Source organism: Metabacillus dongyingensis (assembly GCF_019933155.2).
Lineage (GTDB): Bacteria > Bacillota > Bacilli > Bacillales > Bacillaceae > Bacillus_P > Bacillus_P dongyingensis.
Genome location: NZ_CP082944.1, coordinates 2,789,402 through 2,807,271 on the forward strand (window position 1 = coordinate 2,789,402; position 17,870 = coordinate 2,807,271).

General features: G+C 41.1%; 14 protein-coding genes and 1 pseudogene. 3 read left to right on the forward strand and 12 right to left on the reverse strand.

Annotated features, from left to right (window positions below; all coding sequences use genetic code 11):
- Positions 1 to 25 precede the first annotated feature (25 nt).
- Positions 26 to 790, reverse strand: a complete 765-nt coding sequence (locus K8L98_RS13830) for an aminoglycoside adenylyltransferase domain-containing protein (protein WP_223435513.1) — start codon at positions 788 to 790, stop codon at positions 26 to 28.
- Positions 791 to 994: 204 nt separating this feature from the next.
- Between K8L98_RS13830 and K8L98_RS13835 the strand changes: the two genes are divergently transcribed.
- On the forward strand, positions 995 to 2,482 hold the full coding sequence (locus K8L98_RS13835; RefSeq protein WP_223435516.1) for an aldehyde dehydrogenase family protein: 1,488 nt from the start codon (positions 995 to 997) through the stop codon (positions 2,480 to 2,482).
- A 200-nt stretch (positions 2,483 to 2,682) separates the two neighbouring features.
- On the opposite strand, the gene K8L98_RS13840 is transcribed toward K8L98_RS13835, so the two are convergent.
- The gene (locus K8L98_RS13840) at positions 2,683 to 2,886 is read right to left on the reverse strand and encodes a DUF6501 family protein (RefSeq protein ID WP_223435517.1); all 204 of its coding nucleotides are present in this window, start codon (positions 2,884 to 2,886) and stop codon (positions 2,683 to 2,685) included.
- A 128-nt stretch (positions 2,887 to 3,014) separates the two neighbouring features.
- On the opposite strand from K8L98_RS13840, the gene K8L98_RS13845 reads away from it, so the two are divergent.
- Entirely contained in the window at positions 3,015 to 4,880 is a 1,866-nt protein-coding gene (locus tag K8L98_RS13845; RefSeq protein ID WP_223443431.1) for a terpene cyclase/mutase family protein, read from the forward strand.
- 44 nt (positions 4,881 to 4,924) lie between these two features.
- Here K8L98_RS13845 and K8L98_RS13850 read toward each other — a convergent pair whose 3' ends face one another.
- The 5 genes from K8L98_RS13850 to K8L98_RS13870 all read right to left on the reverse strand — a co-directional run bounded on the left by K8L98_RS13850 (position 4,925) and on the right by K8L98_RS13870 (position 10,781).
- The gene (locus K8L98_RS13850) at positions 4,925 to 6,082 is read right to left on the reverse strand and encodes a GNAT family N-acetyltransferase (protein WP_223435519.1); all 1,158 of its coding nucleotides are present in this window, start codon (positions 6,080 to 6,082) and stop codon (positions 4,925 to 4,927) included.
- 53 nt (positions 6,083 to 6,135) lie between these two features.
- Positions 6,136 to 6,906 (reverse strand): SDR family oxidoreductase, encoded by a 771-nt coding sequence (locus K8L98_RS13855; protein ID WP_223435521.1) that lies wholly within the window; start codon positions 6,904 to 6,906, stop codon positions 6,136 to 6,138.
- 14 nt (positions 6,907 to 6,920) lie between these two features.
- Positions 6,921 to 8,708 carry a S9 family peptidase gene (locus tag K8L98_RS13860; RefSeq protein ID WP_223435523.1) on the reverse strand — a complete coding sequence of 596 codons (1,788 nt, stop codon included), beginning with the start codon at positions 8,706 to 8,708 and terminating at the stop codon, positions 6,921 to 6,923.
- A gap of 177 nt (positions 8,709 to 8,885) precedes the next feature.
- A complete protein-coding gene (locus K8L98_RS13865; RefSeq protein WP_223435525.1) occupies positions 8,886 to 9,668 on the reverse strand; it encodes an STAS domain-containing protein in 783 nt (260 codons plus the stop codon).
- Positions 9,669 to 9,737: 69 nt separating this feature from the next.
- Entirely contained in the window at positions 9,738 to 10,781 is a 1,044-nt protein-coding gene (locus K8L98_RS13870) for a C45 family autoproteolytic acyltransferase/hydrolase (RefSeq protein ID WP_223443433.1), read from the reverse strand.
- Positions 10,782 to 10,915: 134 nt separating this feature from the next.
- Between K8L98_RS13870 and K8L98_RS13875 the strand changes: the two genes are divergently transcribed.
- The gene (locus K8L98_RS13875; protein ID WP_223435527.1) at positions 10,916 to 12,052 is read left to right on the forward strand and encodes an NADH-dependent flavin oxidoreductase; all 1,137 of its coding nucleotides are present in this window, start codon (positions 10,916 to 10,918) and stop codon (positions 12,050 to 12,052) included.
- Between the two features lie 189 nt (positions 12,053 to 12,241).
- On the opposite strand, the gene K8L98_RS13880 is transcribed toward K8L98_RS13875, so the two are convergent.
- The 5 genes and pseudogenes from K8L98_RS13880 to K8L98_RS13900 form a co-directional block, all read right to left on the reverse strand.
- Positions 12,242 to 12,394 (reverse strand): ArsR family transcriptional regulator, encoded by a 153-nt coding sequence (locus K8L98_RS13880; RefSeq protein ID WP_223443435.1) that lies wholly within the window; start codon positions 12,392 to 12,394, stop codon positions 12,242 to 12,244.
- A 55-nt stretch (positions 12,395 to 12,449) separates the two neighbouring features.
- Positions 12,450 to 12,662 carry a cysteine-rich CWC family protein gene (locus K8L98_RS13885; protein WP_338036973.1) on the reverse strand — a complete coding sequence of 71 codons (213 nt, stop codon included), beginning with the start codon at positions 12,660 to 12,662 and terminating at the stop codon, positions 12,450 to 12,452.
- A 386-nt stretch (positions 12,663 to 13,048) separates the two neighbouring features.
- Positions 13,049 to 14,305 carry a 2-oxoglutarate dehydrogenase complex dihydrolipoyllysine-residue succinyltransferase gene (gene odhB / locus K8L98_RS13890; RefSeq protein ID WP_223435529.1) on the reverse strand — a complete coding sequence of 419 codons (1,257 nt, stop codon included), beginning with the start codon at positions 14,303 to 14,305 and terminating at the stop codon, positions 13,049 to 13,051.
- 2 nt (positions 14,306 to 14,307) lie between these two features.
- Entirely contained in the window at positions 14,308 to 17,166 is a 2,859-nt protein-coding gene (sucA, locus tag K8L98_RS13895; protein WP_223435530.1) for a 2-oxoglutarate dehydrogenase E1 component, read from the reverse strand.
- Between the two features lie 313 nt (positions 17,167 to 17,479).
- A pseudogene (locus tag K8L98_RS13900) lies at positions 17,480 to 17,835 on the reverse strand (glyoxalase superfamily protein).
- Positions 17,836 to 17,870: the final 35 nt, after the last annotated feature.

Consider the following 17,870-nt stretch of genomic DNA (forward strand, 5'->3'; position numbering starts at 1 on the left):
TTTCATTTATTTTCTCACCATGTTTCTATCTATCCAAGAAAAAAACAGGCACCTTGTCTGATTCAAGGATGCCTGACCCATTTATCGCTCTTTCCATAAACGCAGCAAACATGATCATATCCTGATTGGACGGTTTCAGCCACGGATCTGTCTGCTTATTAGTATACAATTTCAAATAAAAATCAACCGCGGCACGATGCGGTTCAGGTAGATTCTCCAGACCCCATTCCCCTCCCTCTTTTTTTGACATGATTCTCTTTTCTTTTAAATAAGCGAGAACGCGGCAAAGATTTAATGTGTAATATAAGGGATTTTCGTTAATAGGTGCATTTAAAACATCACGTAAAATTGAATCTGTATAATACTTTTCATCCATTGGCTTAAATTGATTTTGTATTCCCATTCCGTACAGACATTTTCCTCTATGAAAGACAACCATCATATGGGCTGCTAAGTCATAATCGAACCCTGCATCAAGTTCTTTATACTCCTTTGAAAAATGAAACTCATAAGGAGTTGGATAGTCAAAATGATGGATGCTGTCTTTTGTTACGACGCTGAGCTCTATCCCTTTAGCCGGCAACTCGGATTTCAATGTTTGGAGCCCGTTCAACAGCATTCGTTTTTCCTCTATTTTCATTGAGCTCTTCACAACAGTCAGAATATCCACATCGCTTGCCTCTTTATTGAATCCATTCATCGCAAGCGATCCATGAAGATAGATTCCTGATAAGTTGTTTTTGCAAACTTCTATAAAAAGCTCAATGAGCTCGTTCAACAATGATTTCATTTCTATCACCTCAGCCTATCCCTTTTTGCCATATTCATATTTTAATAGATAATAAAGACTTATATATTGTAAATTATGAATTTTTAGTATATTATTTTCATTGTAATCGCTTACAATTTAGTATCATAACTGGCAGTCCGTCTGCCCGTCTTCAGCATGATTTCTACATATTTTTTCACCACTACCATTTAGGAGGCTGATTTCATGAGTCAAGCTACGTTAAAAGTTGGAGAAAAGCTGGCGAAATTTCTGCAGGGAAAGAAAAAGCTGTTTATCAATGGTGAATTTGTAGAGAGTGTATCTAAAAAGACGTTTAACACTCCAAACCCAGCCACAGGCGAAACGCTTGCATCCGTTTATGAAGGTGACAAGGCTGATATCGATCTTGCTGTTAAGGCTGCAAGAAAAGCATTTGATGCAGGTCCATGGTCTAAAATGAGCGCAGCTGAACGAAGCAGACTGATGTACAAGCTTGCTGATTTAATGGAAGCGAATAAAGAAGAGCTTGCTCAGCTTGAAACGCTTGATAATGGAAAACCGATTAATGAAACAACAAATGCTGATGTTCCATTGGCAATTGAACATATGAGATATTATGCAGGCTGGTCAACCAAAATTGTCGGACAAACCATTCCGGTAAGCGGTCAATTTTTTAATTACACAAGACATGAAGCCCTTGGTGTAGTTGGACAGATTATTCCTTGGAACTTCCCTCTACTAATGGCGATGTGGAAATTGGGAGCTGCACTTGCGACTGGGTGTACAGTCGTGCTGAAACCGGCTGAACAAACGCCTCTTTCAGCTTTATACTTAGCTGAGCTGATTGCAGAAGCAGGGTTCCCTGAAGGAGTAGTCAACATCGTACCGGGCTTCGGTGAAACAGCCGGAGATGCACTTGTTATGCATCCTGATGTAGACAAAATTGCTTTCACAGGTTCTACACCTGTAGGTAAAATGATCATGGAGAAAGCATCAAAAACACTTAAGCGCGTAACACTTGAGCTTGGCGGAAAGTCGCCTAACATCATTCTTCCTGACGCAGATCTCTCGGCTGCTGTTCCTGGAGCTCTGACTGGAGTTATGTTTAACCAAGGTCAAGTATGCTGTGCAGGATCGCGCGTTTTCATCCAAAAGAAACATTATGATAACGTTGTGGCCGACATGGTTTCCCATGCAAAAAATATCCGCCAGGGTGCAGGTATTGAACCGGAAACGCAAATCGGGCCACTCGTATCCGATGAACAGCAAAACCGCGTTCTGAATTATATTCAAAAAGGTGTAGAAGAAGGCGCTGAAATCTTAACTGGCGGCGGATCTCCATCTGAAAACGGCTACTTCGTCTCACCTACCATTTTCTCGGCAGTTAAAGATGAAATGACCATTGCAAGAGAAGAAATTTTCGGCCCGGTTATTGCTGCTATGCCATATGATGATCTGGATGAAGTCATTAACCGTGCAAATCAAAGTGAATTTGGTCTTGCTGCAGGATTATGGACACGGGATATTGCCAATGCCCATTATGTAGCAAGCAAATTAAAAGCTGGAACCGTCTGGGTCAACTGCTACAACGCATTTGATGCTGCTTCGCCGTTCGGCGGCTACAAGCAATCCGGAATTGGACGCGAAATGGGATCCTATGCTTTGTCTAATTATACAGAAGTTAAGAGTGTTTGGATTAACCTTCAGCGATAAAATAGAAAAGCGGAACCGACCGTTTAGCCCCGACAGACAGATAAGGATCCGACAGAAAAGTCTGCTTTTGACTTTTTTGGCGGATCTGTTCTGGCCGAGGGGCTGGGAGGTGGAGCTGGACAATGAGAAAAGCGGAACCGCCTGGTTAACGCGTGCAGACAAAAAGCCATCTGATCAAAATCAGATGGCTTTTTTATCGTTTACTTCTCTTCAAAATAATCCTTGTAGAACCCGCTCACTTTTCCATTGTTATCAATGACAAAGTAAAACTCTTCTGTTTCGTTTTTCACTTCATATGTATTTCCGGCTGTTAAAACTCGGTTTACCATGTATTTTTCTGCATTTGTATGTTTGCATCTTACCACTTTAATTGTCTCTTTGTTCAGCCATTCTTGATGAATCATTTCAGCATTCTCCTTTATGCATTTTGACCTTATTATACTATATAAACCATGTGCGGAACACCGTTACTGTGATAACACCCCCTTTTCGTGAATAGATTGAAAAAGATGAGGTGAATGAAGTGATTTCAATGAACATTTTAAAAGAACAAATCCAAAAGATGACAGATGAGCTCAGGCAGATGCAAAAAAGTGATGGTTCATGGCGCTTTTGCTTTGAAGGCGGGCCAATGACAGATGCATTTATGATAATTCTTCTTCGTTCTCTCAAGTATAATGATGAAGATTTAATTAAAAATCTGTCAAATCGGCTGATAAATCTGCAGACAGATGAAGGCACATGGAAACTTTACGAAGATGAAAAAGAAGGCAATTTAACAGCAACTGTTCAGGCTTATACAGCCCTGCTTTTCACAGGATTATATAAAAAATCACACTCCACGCTGAAAAAGGCAGAATCTTATATTATCTCTCAAGGAGGACTCGCTAATGTTCATTTCATGACAAAATGGTTCTTGGCAGTAAACGGCCTTTATCCATGGCCTAAGTATTTTCGCTTTCCGCTCGCCTATTTGCTGCAGCCAGCCGGTTCCCCGGTCAGTATGTATCAATTGAGTTCCTATGCAAGAATCCATTTTATACCGATGATTCTTGCGATGAATAAACGATATATTCACAGTACTCCCCATTCTATAAATCTATCGCATTTACATGTTTCAAAACCAAAATCCATTGATTGGCTGTCGTTTTCAGACAGCCATCGCACAGAGCACAGTTTATTCATTGAAACTATTCGGTCATTTTTTTCTTTTCCATCCTATGTTCAAAGAGCCGGTGAGAACGCTGCTGAAAAATATATGCTCCAGAGGATCGAATCAGACGGAACGCTTTTCAGCTATGCCAGCGCCACATTTTTTATGATTTACGCCCTTCTCGCGCTCGGGTATAAAGAAAACTCAGCCCAAATCATGCAGGCAGTTTCAGGATTGAAATCGATCATCTATCAAGATGACAAGATAATCACGCTTGAAAATTCCACTTCTACGGTTTGGGATACTGCCCTTCTAAGCTATAGCCTGCAAAAAGCTGGTGTACCTTATAAAGATTCACTAATTATGAATGCTGCTTCCTATTTGCTATTGCGGCAGCAAACGAAAATGGCGGACTGGAGCATTCATAATCCAGCTTCATCTCCCGGCGGCTGGGGATTTTCTAACATCAATACCAATCATCCTGACAACGATGACACAGCTGCTGTTCTGCGTGCTATCACTCAGCCCTCCGCTACTAATTCCTTGTATTTTGAAGCGTGGAATAAAGGGTCATCTTGGCTTCTGACTATGCAAAATCGTGACGGGGGTTTTGGTGCATTTGAGAAAAATGTCAATAATCCTATATTTGCTTCCATCCCTCTTGAAAATGCCAAAGACGCAGCGACAGATCCATCAACTGCCGATCTGACAGGACGTGTCCTTGAATTCTTCGGAAATTTTGCAGGGTTGACGAAAAACCATCCTTCAATTCATGCAGCGGTTTCCTGGCTTGTTCAGCATCAAGAACGAAACGGGTCCTGGTATGGCAGATGGGGAGTATGTTATATATACGGAACTTGGGCTGCGATTACCGGTCTTAAAGCAGCTGGTTTATCAAACTCTCACCCTGCTATTGTAAAAGCGGTTAAATGGTTAGTGAGCATCCAAAATAAAGATGGAGGATTTGGCGAATCATGCAGAAGTTCTGAAGTGAAAACCTACATTCCGCTCAGTTTCAGTACTCCCTCCCAAACAGCCTGGGCTCTTGATGCCCTATTATGTGTGCTGGATAAAAAGGACGCAGTGATACAAAGAGGCATAAAGCGCCTAATGGATCCTTTCGATGAAAAAAGCTCTGTATATCCTACAGGAATCGGGCTTCCAAAGCAATTTTATATTCATTATCACAGCTACAATAAGATTTTTCCGCTGCTTGCTTTGAGTCATTATAGGAATCTGCGATAACTCTTGCATGCAAAAAAGAGCTGCAAACGCAGCTCTTATCCTTATTAAAAGAAGTCATAAAAGAAAGCTTTTCTTGCGGGAATAAGCGTTTCCAGTCCTTTTATTGCTTCTTCCCCGCCTTCAATTTGGCCAATTTCATATAAATCAGCAGGCCGTTTGTAACCAAACAGCATCGCAGACAGAGTATTAATATCGAGCGACAGTCCCTCAGATTCTGATTCGTTCAACTTATTGACTTCTTTGTTCTTAATCTTATATGTTCCATTATTCCAAGGAGCATGCTGATCTTTTAAATGAATGACAAGTTCAGAAACCCCAGCTGACCACTCGAAATCATAATTCTTTAATAAACTTTCGGCATCAACGATCCGGACCATAAAATAAGGTGTCACTTCCGCTTTAATTCTCGGTTCGTTGAGCGAAAAAAATAACGGGTCGCTTTCGTATGTAGCGATCTCAAGTTCTTTTATCATTGAGTCATGCTGGCAAATGAAATTCCATAGCCCAATTCTGGCGTCAGTAGTTAATGGAACAAACTCCTCAACGGTCATTTTAGCTTTTTTCACTTCATAGAGCATATAACCTTTAGCTTCTCCAGCCTCATTATAATAGACAGCTGCAGTAAGTTCATCATAGATGGATGCCTGCCACCAAGATGTTTCACGGACGAGCATGCCTGAAAATTGCTTGGCAAATTGATCATATATTTCTTCGATTTGAGAAGAATGCGCCTCTTTTTGAAAGCGTCTGATTTTCCCTTGCACTTGCTTTTTCATGACAAGATCTTCTGATTTTAACGAAGCTTTTAATCGGCTGCAAAAAAGCTCCCAGCCGTATTTCCTGTAAAATGGCACGGAAAATGGATGCAGCATGGAAACACTGAATCCCTCTTTTCTCATGTATTCTAGAAGAAAGGTGATCATTTCTTTCACATACCCGCTTCGGCGGTGCTCCGGATAAGTGGCAACACCAGCAATGCCGCCCATTTTCCATTTCGTTTCACCAAGGTATACCTCAAGGGGCAGCATGTGAAGCTTAGCAGCAAGCTCTTCCCCTTCCAGAATACCGAATAATTCATGATGCTTCTCCATTGTCTCCAATCTTTTTTCAATGCTTTGTTCAGGAACTTTATATTGAAACGCATATTCAGATAGTTTCAATGCTTCGCGATATCGGTCATTCGTTAGTTTGATTACTGTCATATGTATCCCTTCCTTAATCCATTCTGCTTATTTTACGAAATACGCTCTTACCTTCAGGACCTTAAAAATCCACCTTCGGAATGAATCGTCTGCCCAGTAATCCATTCAGCTGCCTCACTTGCAAGAAACGCAACCAGACGGGCAGCATCTTCAGGCTGCCCTATACGATTCATTGGAAATTTTTCAATAAGAACCTTTTTTAAATCAGCCGTCATCCACCCTGTATCTGTCGGACCGGGATTCACTGCATTCACGGTAATGCCTTTGTTGCCAACTTCAGATGCAAGTGTTTTGGTCATATCCGGAATGCATGCTTTTGTTGCGGCATATGCAAGCTCACCGGGCATTGGCCCTTGGGATTGGCCGGATGTCATATGAATAATTCTTCCTCCCCGGCCCTGCTGAAACCGTTTGGCAAATTCGGAACTTAACATAAGCGGTGCACGGACATTCATGAAATAATGAAGATCGAGGTTTTCAGATGTAATCGTCTCGAAATTATTTTCAGCAGAGTATGCTGCATTATTAATAAGAATAGGCGGTTCTCCAAGCATTTTCTCCACTTGGTTAAACAAAACGCGGAAAGATTCTGTATTAGTTAAATCCAGCTCCATACTTGACGAGCGCACTCCTAAGGCTGCAATTTGAGACTTCAGCTTTTCAGCTTCCTCATTTTTAGATCCCCAAGGCTGCTCTGCATCGTATGGCCGGTAGTAAGTAAAGAATATATCTGTTCCGGCTTCAGCAAGCTCAAGGCAGATGGCTGCCCCAATACCTTTAAGTCTGCTTGCTCCCGTCACGATGGCAATTTTCCTGCTTTTCATCTATTCACCTTCTCTTATAAGTAACGATTGAAAAAATCAGCGATTGCACGATAAACAAGAATTTCATTCTCTTTTTTGGTAAAGCCGTGTCCCTCGTCTTCTAAAACCATGTAGTCTACTTTCCGGCCCTTTTGTCTCAGGGCTTCAACAATTTTATCAGATTCTGCTTTAACTACACGCGGATCGTTTGCCCCCTGAATCACGAGCATCGGTTTTGTCATTCCCTCTAAATGCGTTATCGGAGAAAAATCAATCAGTTTTTCACGGTCACGCTCAGGATTTCCGACCCACTGATCCATAGCAGGCTTCCAGAATTCCGGCACACTGTTGATAAACGAGAAAAGATCGCTTGGTCCAAATATATCGACTACAGCTTTAAAATATTCCGGATGACGCCCGTGAAGGAGAAGGGCCATATACCCTCCAAAACTTCCGCCCATCAAGAAAAGCTTCTCTTTATCGGCCATTCCTTGTTCGATTAGCCAGTCAATTCCCGCTATCATATCATGGCGCGGACCATTCCCCCATTCTCCCTCTACCATTTTCATGAAAGAAAGCCCGTAACGGGTTGATCCTCTGAAGTTAGGTGCGAAAATACTGCAGCCGCTGTTCAGCAAAAACTGAAAAAGAGCCCGGAATGAGTTTGTTTCAGCAGACTGCGGACCACCATGGGGCCAGATAATCATATGCCCGTTGCTTGTTTCAGCATGAGCTCTAAACAAGGAAGCTTCAATTTCCAGTCCGTCAAACGACGCATATGTAACCGTTTCGGGTTCAACTAAATCTTCAGGTCTCATTCCAGTGACACCATGATTCGTGATTTGCACCCAGCTTTGCGAAGGGGTTCTGCTGAAAATATTTAAAGGGATTGTTGCTGATTGCCCGAGAATGAAAAGTTCTCCAGCTTCTGTTACTTCAATTTTGTTTATCCTGTCAATTGGAACCTCGATGAATTCAGGTGATTGATCTATTAAATCATAAGAAATCAATACATCTTTAACCCCTTTAGCCGCTATCACATAAATCTTTTGCAAAGCATCATCATACTTTAGCGCACTTGCATCTTTCCCTTTCAGATCAAGCACCTTCGAAAACTCCCGCTTGACCAAATCAAATTTTGCCAAATAGGAAAAGTCAGATTCATAGTTTGTAATAAAATAGATTTCTTGCTCAGAAGTATAAACAGGATCGCTTTGAGTAAATTGCTGAGCACTTTCAGGTGTAGCCAGAACATCTTCCCCGTCTATTTTCACAAACAATAACGAAGAAGTATTGCCGTAGTTTTTAGAATAAACAAAGCTTTTCTCTTCAGGAGATACGGCCATTAGATAGACTGATGTATCCGTCCCCTCTATTAAAATTTCTTCGGATTCATCCGTAAGATTATACCGATAGGCTGCAAGATAGGTATCGTGTCCATCTTTAGTGGATGTATAATACAGGGATTCACCATTTTTTGAAAAGAACGGGAACATGTGACGCTCACCTTTTTCATACCGCACCGCAACCTGTGAACCTCCTTTAGGTGAAAGCGCATACAGCTGCGAATTTTCATCTCCGTCCTGATCAAATCCTGCCATAATAAATTTAGATTTTTTATTATATAAAAGACTGTCGCATGCTTGATTAATGGATGTTAACGGGTAAGGATACTGATTTGGCAAATCCATTGCCCATAAGTTAAAATGGCCGCCGATATTTGTGCTGAACACCAGCTGTTTTTTATCTGGAGAAACCGTAAAATCCTGAATCGTCAGCACCTTTAAAAACTGCTCGACATCCGGCTTTTGAAATGTAATCATGTATAACACCCCTTTTTTACTGATTCTATTACCCTATTCTACAGAAATAGGAAATTCCCTGTTCTTTCAGTTAAAAAAGATAGGTATTCCCCAATGATACAGCTAGTTTATATGCTTTTTAACCTAAAATAAAACATAATAATATTATGTTAACTTGTTTCACATAAAAGAACAGCGTCATGGACGCTGTTCTTTCTGATCATTCTTTGTTACATACTGAATACCTGTATGAAGGTTAGAGAATGTTTGAATATTGTCAATCGATATGCCGGTGTTTATAAGGGTTTGGGCAATTTCCGGGCGAATGCCGACAATGATGCAGCTGGCGCCTAGCAATTGGACAGCTTCTGCTGCCTGGACCAGATGGTTTGCAACGAATGTATCGACAACCGGTACGCCGGTAATATCTATAAATATATGATAACATTTGTAATGTCGGGCGCCGATCAGGAGATTTTCCTTTATCACCTCTGCCCTGTCATCGTTAATGTTGCCAATCAGAGGCAGGATACAAATGCTTTTCGAGATAGGAATCATTGGAGCCGTCAGTTCTTTTACAATATGCTGCTGTTTGCGGAATTCTGTATTCCAAGAATTTGAACAACTAGTCACTAAATCTGCAATAATGGGATCAAACCATTTATCCACGCTCTCATATAAGTCGTTCACCATGATCGCTGATTTTTTATCTGAAAGGGCAAGTTCGATGATAGACCTTCTGAACTGCTGAATAGACTTTACTAGATATGTTAATGAATCATCCTGTTTAATATATCTCTCGTACCATTCTCTCAAATAATCAGCAGACTTTTCATCCGGTCTGCTGATAATGCTGAAAATCATATTAAATAATTTTTGCTTTTCATCTGAATCTATAGATTGCGGACTTTCAACGCTGTTCTCCCATTTCTCATAAAGCAGGCGTTCATTCTGGTTCATCATGTCTATTACTTGCTGCATATACACTCCCCCAACTTTACTTTCCTCTCTACCCTCTACCCTAAGAAAACCCGGAGTTAAACGTTTTCTTTAAAAAGGAAGTTCAATATTTGTTTCAAGAGTTCCTCTTATTTTTTTCAAATAGCTGTCTTTTCCTTTTAACCATTCTTTAAATGAAAAGATAAGCGGCTGACTGTCTCCCCCAACTCCGATCAGAACCTGAAGGGATTTTGGAATATAGACAGCAGTATGCAGGGTTCCGGCCCAATTATGATATTCTTTTTTGAAAATCTGGCTGCTGGTGCTGTTAAAGAAAGCAAAAGCTTCAGATGCTGAAAAATCTGGGCGAAAGGCTTCTGAAAGCTGTGTTTTCCTGGTGTGTGTTTCCACTAAATGATGACGGTTTTCCCTAAGTTTAGAAGGACTCTCAAAATGATTTGTGCACGCCATTTGAGAATTTGATGAGATAGATACTCCCTTGCTGGATGCTTCTGCTATGGCTGCATTTCCGGCTGCATCGTAAAGAGAATAATTAAACGCATGCCGGTGAGGAATTTCTTTTATCTTCTCAATGGCTTCAGCAGTCGTTTTGCATGTATCAAGGATAAATCTTGCAATGCTGCAGCAAATAAACCCGTCTCCAGGTTTAAGCCGATTCACAAAGTGATAGCCGATCACAAGCCCTTTTTCATTCATGCCGTCAATCCGTCCGATCATCCTTGTGGCGAAACCGATGCTTGCGTATCCACTTTCCGGCTGCCAAATCAAAAATCTTCCTTCGTACGTTTTTGGATGGTAATCATAGTTTCTGGCATAATAGCCGTTTTGCATTAGAGCACTGCACCCAGATTTTTTCCAATCTGCCTGATACCCGCTGTATTCATGGATAACATCCTCTATGGGCCACTCGAGTCCTGCAGACAAACCCTCTAGTTCCTGCCATAGGCCTGGAGCAAATTGTTCATACAGGTTCTGAGCCGTTTTCAGTTCAGATTGATAAAATTTGATTGATTTTATTCTCCTTTTCTGATGATTTTGAAAGAGTTTAGAATCTTTATGTATTTTTCCCTGTTTGACACCAAGGTCATAATAGCTTCCGCGCCCCTGTATCACATCTGATTCAATCTTCACCATCGTTTTCACGCTCCATACCTTCTATCATGAATGATTTAATAAGATTAAACAAATTCTAATGAGCATATTTAATGCAAGTTTTAAATCAAGACAGTATCATGTAATGGTACATATGAATACGGAGGTCGAGAATTATGAATTCAAACTATAAGCCGTTATTTCAGCCATTCGAATTTAAAAACGGAATTCAATTAAAAAACCGTGTCGTTATGGCGCCAATGACTAACTTTTCATCAAATGATGATGGAACAGTAACAGAAGCAGAAACTGCTTATTATAGCCGCCGTGCAAGCGGAGCTGGCATGGTCATTACCGCATGTGCCTATGTGGCGCCGAGCGGCAAAGGATTCCCCGGCGAATTTGGAAGTGATACCGATGAGATGATTCCTTCCTTGCGAAAGCTTTCTTCAGCAATAAAGGATAAAGGGGCAAAAGCGATACTCCAGATTTTTCATGGCGGACGCATGGTTCCTGCAGAACTAGTTCCAAATGGTGATGTAGTCAGTGCCAGTGCAGTGGCAGCGGAACAGGGGCATCCGTCTGGGGATGCACCAGTGCCGCGCGCGCTGACAATTGAAGAAATAAACAGGATTATCAAAGACTTCGGTGAATCAGCCCGCCGTGCCATTGAAGCAGGCTTTGACGGTGTTGAAATACATGGTGCGAATACCTATTTAATTCAGCAATTCGTATCGCCTCATTCAAACCGGCGAGAAGATGAATTTGGAGGAAGCATTGAAAAAAGACTTGCTTTTCCTCTTGCAATTGTTGATGAGGTAAAAAAGACAGTTGATCAATATGGAACAAATGAATTTCTTGTGGGTTACCGTTTCTCACCTGAGGAGCCGGAAACACCAGGGATTACGATGGAAGATACGTTAGCGCTTGTTGATGCGCTTACTGAAAAAGACTTGGATTATCTTCATATCTCCCTGATGCAATATTGGTCAACTCCAAGACGGGGTATTGATGATACACGCTCCCGCCTGGAAATTATTCAAGAACGTGTTGACGGCAAGGTACCGCTGATTGGCGTTGGATCGATTTATACACCAGATGATGCCATCAAAGCAATGAGTACCGGAGTGCCGCTGATAGCACTTGGCCGCGAATTGATCATCGATCCTGATTGGGTGCAGAAAATTGCCGAAGGCCGGGAAAATGAAATTGAGACGAAACTCGATAAAAATGCCCAGTCCCGCCTGGTCGTGCCTGATCCTTTATGGCAGGCGATCATTCATACGCCTGGCTGGTTCCCTGTTAAAGACTGAAGATAAAAAGAAAATACATTGCTGATTAATTGGTTCTGATAAAGGTGCAAACCGTTAAATAACGAACCAAATAACATATTAATTAGAATAGGTGAATAGCAGGACTTTGTTGCTCAGCAAAGCCCTGCTATTCATTTTGTGCTGGATAAAAAGAAGGGAACTCTACATGGAGTTCCCACAGTTGCTCTATTAAAATCTCTTGTTCTGGAAGAACAAACACACCCTTGAAACGGCAGCCAAAGACATATCAAAAGGCGCTGCTAATTCTGAAACTGTTCTTTCTTTTAGGGCCATCATATGAACCATTTTTCTTCTTGCAGAATCAGCTAAAGCATGAAAAATTTCATTTAAATGATCATTTCAAGTAAAGTATAGCAGCTAATTCTTGTATACATCACTACAATCTTTCTATTATCTTCTGTTCTTTCTTAAATGTACTTAGACATTTTTTACATATACAATGTCTTCTTTTACTTTCTGCAGGAACTAATTCAAAGATTTCATTAGGAAACTTTTCTGCGCTGCACCAGCAGTTATCATTTTTTCCAGAACCTGTCATACACTCGTTCTCTTCTCCACATATTGGACAAAATTTATTAATCAATGACAACCCTTCCTCAGTTCTTCATATTTTATTATCTATCTCCCTGAATGGATGCAGATCATTCAAGTGCTATTGTGCAGGAACGTTGCTACAAAAATGCACTCTTTCATCCTAAGCTAAACGGGTGATTATTTATATAAGAAAAAAAACCTAAAATGATAATAAAAATTTTCCTGCCCCTTGAACCCTGCTTTGCAAAATTGGAATTTTTGGATACTCTGGTACTCATAGCGAGACTTTGCCCCTCACAAAGCAGGCTTACTCAATCGATAATAAGACAAAAAAACGGATACAAATTGTTGTGCAATTTAGTACCCGTTTTCTTCAATATTTTTGTTTTTTCTCCCTCAATACATAACAGTTAGATTAAGGTCATGAGGTTTTCAAGTTCTTTATCCTTCAATCAGCAATGATTCTGGATCTTCAAGCAAATCTTTGACAGTTGCGAGGAAGCTTACTGCTTCTTTGCCGTCTACGATACGATGATCGTATGAAAGCGCGATGTACATCATTGGACGGTTTTCCATTGTGTCTTTGTCAATCGCAATCGGACGAAGCTGAATTTTATGCATACCGAGAATTCCGACTTGCGGTCCGTTTAAGATTGGTGTTGACATAAGAGAACCGAACACACCGCCATTTGTGATCGTAAATGTACCGCCAGAAAGATCACCAATCGTTAATTTGTTGTTTTTCGCTTTTCCTGCAAGCTCGCCAATTGCTCCTTCGATTTGGGCAAATGATTTGCGGTCTGCATCACGTACAACTGGTACAACTAATCCTTCTGGAGCTGAAACGGCGATGCCGATATCATAAAACTTCTTAATAACAAGCTCATCACCCTGAATTTCAGCATTCAATAATGGGTATTTCTTAAGTGCTGCAATAACTGCTTTTGTGAAGAATGACATAAAGCCAAGGCGTACGTCATGCTGCTCAAAGAATTTATCTTTTCTGCGTTTACGGACATCCATAACCGCCGTCATGTCAACTTCATTAAATGTCGTAAGCATCGCAGCTGTTTGCTGTACCTCGACAAGGCGTTTAGCAATCGTTTGTCTGCGGCGCGACATGCGCTCGCGCTCAACTGGTTTGTCGAAAGAGTCAGAAGCCGGTTTTGCAGGTTTTGCTTCAGGCGCTTTTTGAGGAGCAGCTGGCTTTGAAGCGGGCGCGTTTGGAGAATAAGCTTCAACGTCATGCTTGCGCAATCTTCCAAGCGGATCTCCTGAAGGAACTTGAGTCAAATCAATTCCTTTTTCTCTTGCAAGCTTTCGCGCTGCCGGAGAAGCAATTGGACGCTGTGATTTGCTTTCAGTCTTTTCATGCTTTTCTTCTATAGGCGCAGAAGCTTTTGGCTGTTCTTCTTTAACCGGTTCTACTTTAACTTCCTCTGCTTGAGTGCCAACAGTTTCGCCGTTTTCATCAATCACAGCAATCACTTCGCCAACTTGAACCGTGTCACCGGAATCTTTGACAACATCCTTCAGCACACCAGAATAATCAGCTGTCAGTTCAACGTTTACTTTATCTGTTTCGAGCTCAACCAGATATTCCCCTTTTTCAACGTAGTCCCCTGGTTGTTTCAGCCATTGTGCGATAGTTCCTTCTGAGATGGATTCAGCTAATTCTGGTACGATTACTTGTGCCATGATCAAATTCTCCCTTCGTTTTTCCACGTCAATGCTTCTGTTACGATACGCTCTTGATCTTTTTTATGAACGTTTGGATCTCCCTCTGCTGTCGAAGATCTTCTTTTTCTTCCAATGTAATTCACTTTCACATGTTCCGGTGCTACTTCTCGGAGTTCTGGATCCATGTATGTCCATGCACCCATATTCATTGGCTCTTCCTGTACCCAGACGATTTCTTCCAGCGTCTCGTAGCGTCCAAGAATTGCTTTAATTTCCTTTTTAGGGAACGGATATAATTCTTCCACTCGTACAACGTGGATTTGATTTACATCTTCTTCTATTGATTTTAATTTATCTGTTAAATCAGTTGCGATTTTGCCGCTGCATAAGACAATGCGCTTTACATCTCCATGGTTCAGGCCAAGTCCAGGCTGTTCCACAACCGGACGGAATTCCCCTTCGCTCAGTTCTTCTATTGAAGAAATAGTTTGCGCGTTTCGAAGCAGACTCTTAGGTGTCATAATAACAAGCGGACGTACTTCCTCACGTTTCAGAAGCGCTGCCTGTCTTCTTAAAATATGAAAATACTGTGCAGCACTTGTTAAGTTTGCGACTGTCCAGTTGTTTTCTGCTGCAAGCTGCAGATATCTCTCAAGTCTTGCACTTGAATGCTCAGGTCCTTGTCCTTCATAACCATGAGGAAGAAGCATCACAAGCCCTGATTTTTGACCCCACTTCGCACGGCCTGCTGCGATGAATTGATCAAAGAATACTTGTGCAGCGTTTGCAAAGTCACCGTATTGAGCTTCCCACAGCACGAGTGTTTCAGGAGCAAATACGTTGTAGCCATATTCAAAGCCAAGTACTGACCCTTCTGATAATGGACTGTTATGAACGGCGAAAGACACATTTGATTTAGATAGTGTATGCAGCGGTGAGTAAACATTTCCTGTTTCACTATCGTGAAGCATTAAGTGTCTTTGAGAGAATGTGCCGCGTTCCGAATCCTGGCCCGACAGGCGAATTGGCGTGCCGTCTTCAAGGATAGTTGCGAAAGCAAGCGTTTCTGCTAATGCCCAGTCAGCTTTTTCTTCTCCAACAAAGATATTTGCGCGTCTTTCTAGAATTCTTTTCAATTTATCAAAAACATTGAAGCCCTCAGGCCATTTCACAAGCTCATCATTAATTCTTAAGAGAGACTCTTTATTTATGGCCGTTTTGATTTTCGGCAGTCCGTTGATAACGATTTCAGGAAGCTCTATGTCATGAACCTGAGTAACTTTTTTCGAAGGCACTTTTTGATATGCAGCGTCAAATTTGTCTAATGTCTGCTGATCAATTTCCGCAATTTTTTCTTTGCTTAAATATCCTGCCTCTTCAAGCTGTGCAGCATAGAGTGCACGGACTGTCGGATGCTTGCGGACTTTTTCATATAGTTGCGGCTGAGTCGTTGATGGCTCATCCATTTCATTGTGGCCAAAGCGTCGGTAGCCGATTAAATCAATCAAGAAGTCACGGTTAAAGAGCTTGCGGTACTCAATCGCAATCATCACTGCTGCAAGACACGCTTCTGGGTCGTCTGCATTTACATGAACGATCGGGATTTCATATCCTTTTGCAAGGTCACTTGCATATTTTGTAGAACGGGAGTCTCTGCTTTCAGTTGTAAACCCGATCATATTGTTGGCGATAATATGAATGGAACCGCCGGTCTGATAGCCTGTAAGTGAATTTAAGTTCAGAGTTTCTGCAACGATTCCCTCACCTGGGAACGCAGCATCACCGTGAATGATGATCGCCATTGATTCTTTTTCATCTTGTTTCGGATAGCCGATTGTCTGGCGATTATCCTGTGCAGCACGTGTGTAGCCCATGACAATCGGGTCTACGTATTCAAGGTGACTTGGGTTGTTTGCAAGAGTCAGCCGTGCACGTTTTGTGCTTTCGTCTGTAATCTGACGGTCTGCTCCAAGATGATATTTTACATCTCCGCTCCAGCCATAGTTAATGCCTACAGATCCTTCAGAGGGAACAAGCTCCTTGTTTGGAGAATGCTGGAATTCTGAGAAAATGATTTCATAAGGCTTTCCGAGAACATGTGCCAGCACATTTAAACGTCCTCTGTGAGCCATACCAATATTTACATTGTTTGTTCCTGCGTGAACAGCGTTTGAAATCAGTTCATCAAGCATTGGAACAAGCATGTCCAATCCTTCAATCGAGAAACGTTTTTGCCCTACAAACGTGCGGTGCAAAAATTTCTCAAAACCTTCCACTTCTGAAAGGCGGCGAAGAATAGCCGTGCGTTTTTCATTTGAATGACTTTTGAAGATTTCTCCGGATTCAACCATTTTCTTAAGCCAGTACTTTTCTTCAAAACGGTGTACGTGAGAGAATTCAAAAGCAATCGTTTTTGTATAAGCTTCTTTTAAATATTGAATGGCCTGTAATCCATTCGTTACTTCTTTAGGTGCATCCGCACATAAAATGGATGCCGGGATTTCTTCTAGGTCAGATTCTGTCAGCCCGTAATCCTTAAGCTGAAGAAACTCTTTTTGTTTAACACTTTCAAATGGATATATTGAAGCGTTTAAATGTCCATAAGTGCGGATATCTTCTGCAAGCTTGACTGCATAAGCAATCTTCTTCATTTTGTCCGCGCTTGTTGCGTTTTGAACAGACGATGCTGTGCCCGCTGATGTTTCATTGCTAACTTGTGTCTGCGGTACTGTGTCCCATCCATCAAACATTTCTCTTAATTCTTCATCAACCGATTCTGGATCCTGCTGATATTGATCAAACAGCTCCAGTACATAGCCAAGGTTCGGTCCATGAAAATCCTCAAGTCGAATCTTGCGCTTTGTTGTTGTTCCTGACATCTTACATAACCCCCAGCAATGGTAGTGAATCTGATTGAATTTTTTAAAAACAGATTCAAATGGATATTATTGTAATATACTATCCTATCTTTCTTAGAAAGATAGGTTTGGATTAAAACGCTTCCATTGTTATTTTAACATTCATTGCCCGTTTAATCAAAGGAGTATCACAAGAAAATTTTAAATAATACTGAAAAACAAAAATTAAAAGTGAATCTAAAAAACAAAAGATGCATTATATTCATTTTTCAAGAGGAAAATCAGCCTCTTTTTCTGCTGAGTCCGACATATTTTCTTGTTTTTCTTCTAAATTCTATGTATTTTGATAAAAAATGATCCGATTCATAAAAGGATCCTGAACGGTTAATTCATATGTGTTCCATGGATTCTTTTCAATTCCTGGATTTGAGAAAGAATATTCTTTAGATTTGAGTATACTATGATAATTTTGAAGATCTTTGCACTGAATTCTGACGGCTGCCCCCGGCGAGCAATCTCCGTGATGCTGGAAAGATGAATCTGCACGGCTTGGTTTGAAATTTGAAAATACAGTGGATATTCCGGTTCAAACCGGTGCTCCCATTCAAGTCTAAATCCTAAGTAGTCCAGGTAAAACTCCTTTGCTTTCCGTTCATCAAATATACTCAGAATTGGAATAACGGATTTCATTTTTATCTCCCTCTATTTATATAGTAGCAAATGAG

Bases quoted from the DNA above. Each gene is read 5' to 3' on its own strand.
- K8L98_RS13830 (WP_223435513.1), bottom strand. From the start codon at position 790: ATGAAATCATTGTTGAACGAGCTCATTGAGCTTTTTATAGAAGTTTGC.
- K8L98_RS13835 (WP_223435516.1), top strand. From the start codon at position 995: ATGAGTCAAGCTACGTTAAAAGTTGGAGAAAAGCTGGCGAAATTTCTG.
- K8L98_RS13840 (WP_223435517.1), bottom strand. From the start codon at position 2,886: ATGATTCATCAAGAATGGCTGAACAAAGAGACAATTAAAGTGGTAAGA.
- K8L98_RS13845 (WP_223443431.1), top strand. From the start codon at position 3,015: ATGAACATTTTAAAAGAACAAATCCAAAAGATGACAGATGAGCTCAGG.
- K8L98_RS13850 (WP_223435519.1), bottom strand. From the start codon at position 6,082: ATGACAGTAATCAAACTAACGAATGACCGATATCGCGAAGCATTGAAA.
- K8L98_RS13855 (WP_223435521.1), bottom strand. From the start codon at position 6,906: ATGAAAAGCAGGAAAATTGCCATCGTGACGGGAGCAAGCAGACTTAAA.
- K8L98_RS13860 (WP_223435523.1), bottom strand. From the start codon at position 8,708: ATGATTACATTTCAAAAGCCGGATGTCGAGCAGTTTTTAAAGGTGCTG.
- K8L98_RS13865 (WP_223435525.1), bottom strand. From the start codon at position 9,668: ATGCAGCAAGTAATAGACATGATGAACCAGAATGAACGCCTGCTTTAT.
- K8L98_RS13870 (WP_223443433.1), bottom strand. From the start codon at position 10,781: ATGGTGAAGATTGAATCAGATGTGATACAGGGGCGCGGAAGCTATTAT.
- K8L98_RS13875 (WP_223435527.1), top strand. From the start codon at position 10,916: ATGAATTCAAACTATAAGCCGTTATTTCAGCCATTCGAATTTAAAAAC.
- odhB (WP_223435529.1), bottom strand. From the start codon at position 14,305: ATGGCACAAGTAATCGTACCAGAATTAGCTGAATCCATCTCAGAAGGA.
- sucA (WP_223435530.1), bottom strand. From the start codon at position 17,166: ATGTCAGGAACAACAACAAAGCGCAAGATTCGACTTGAGGATTTTCAT.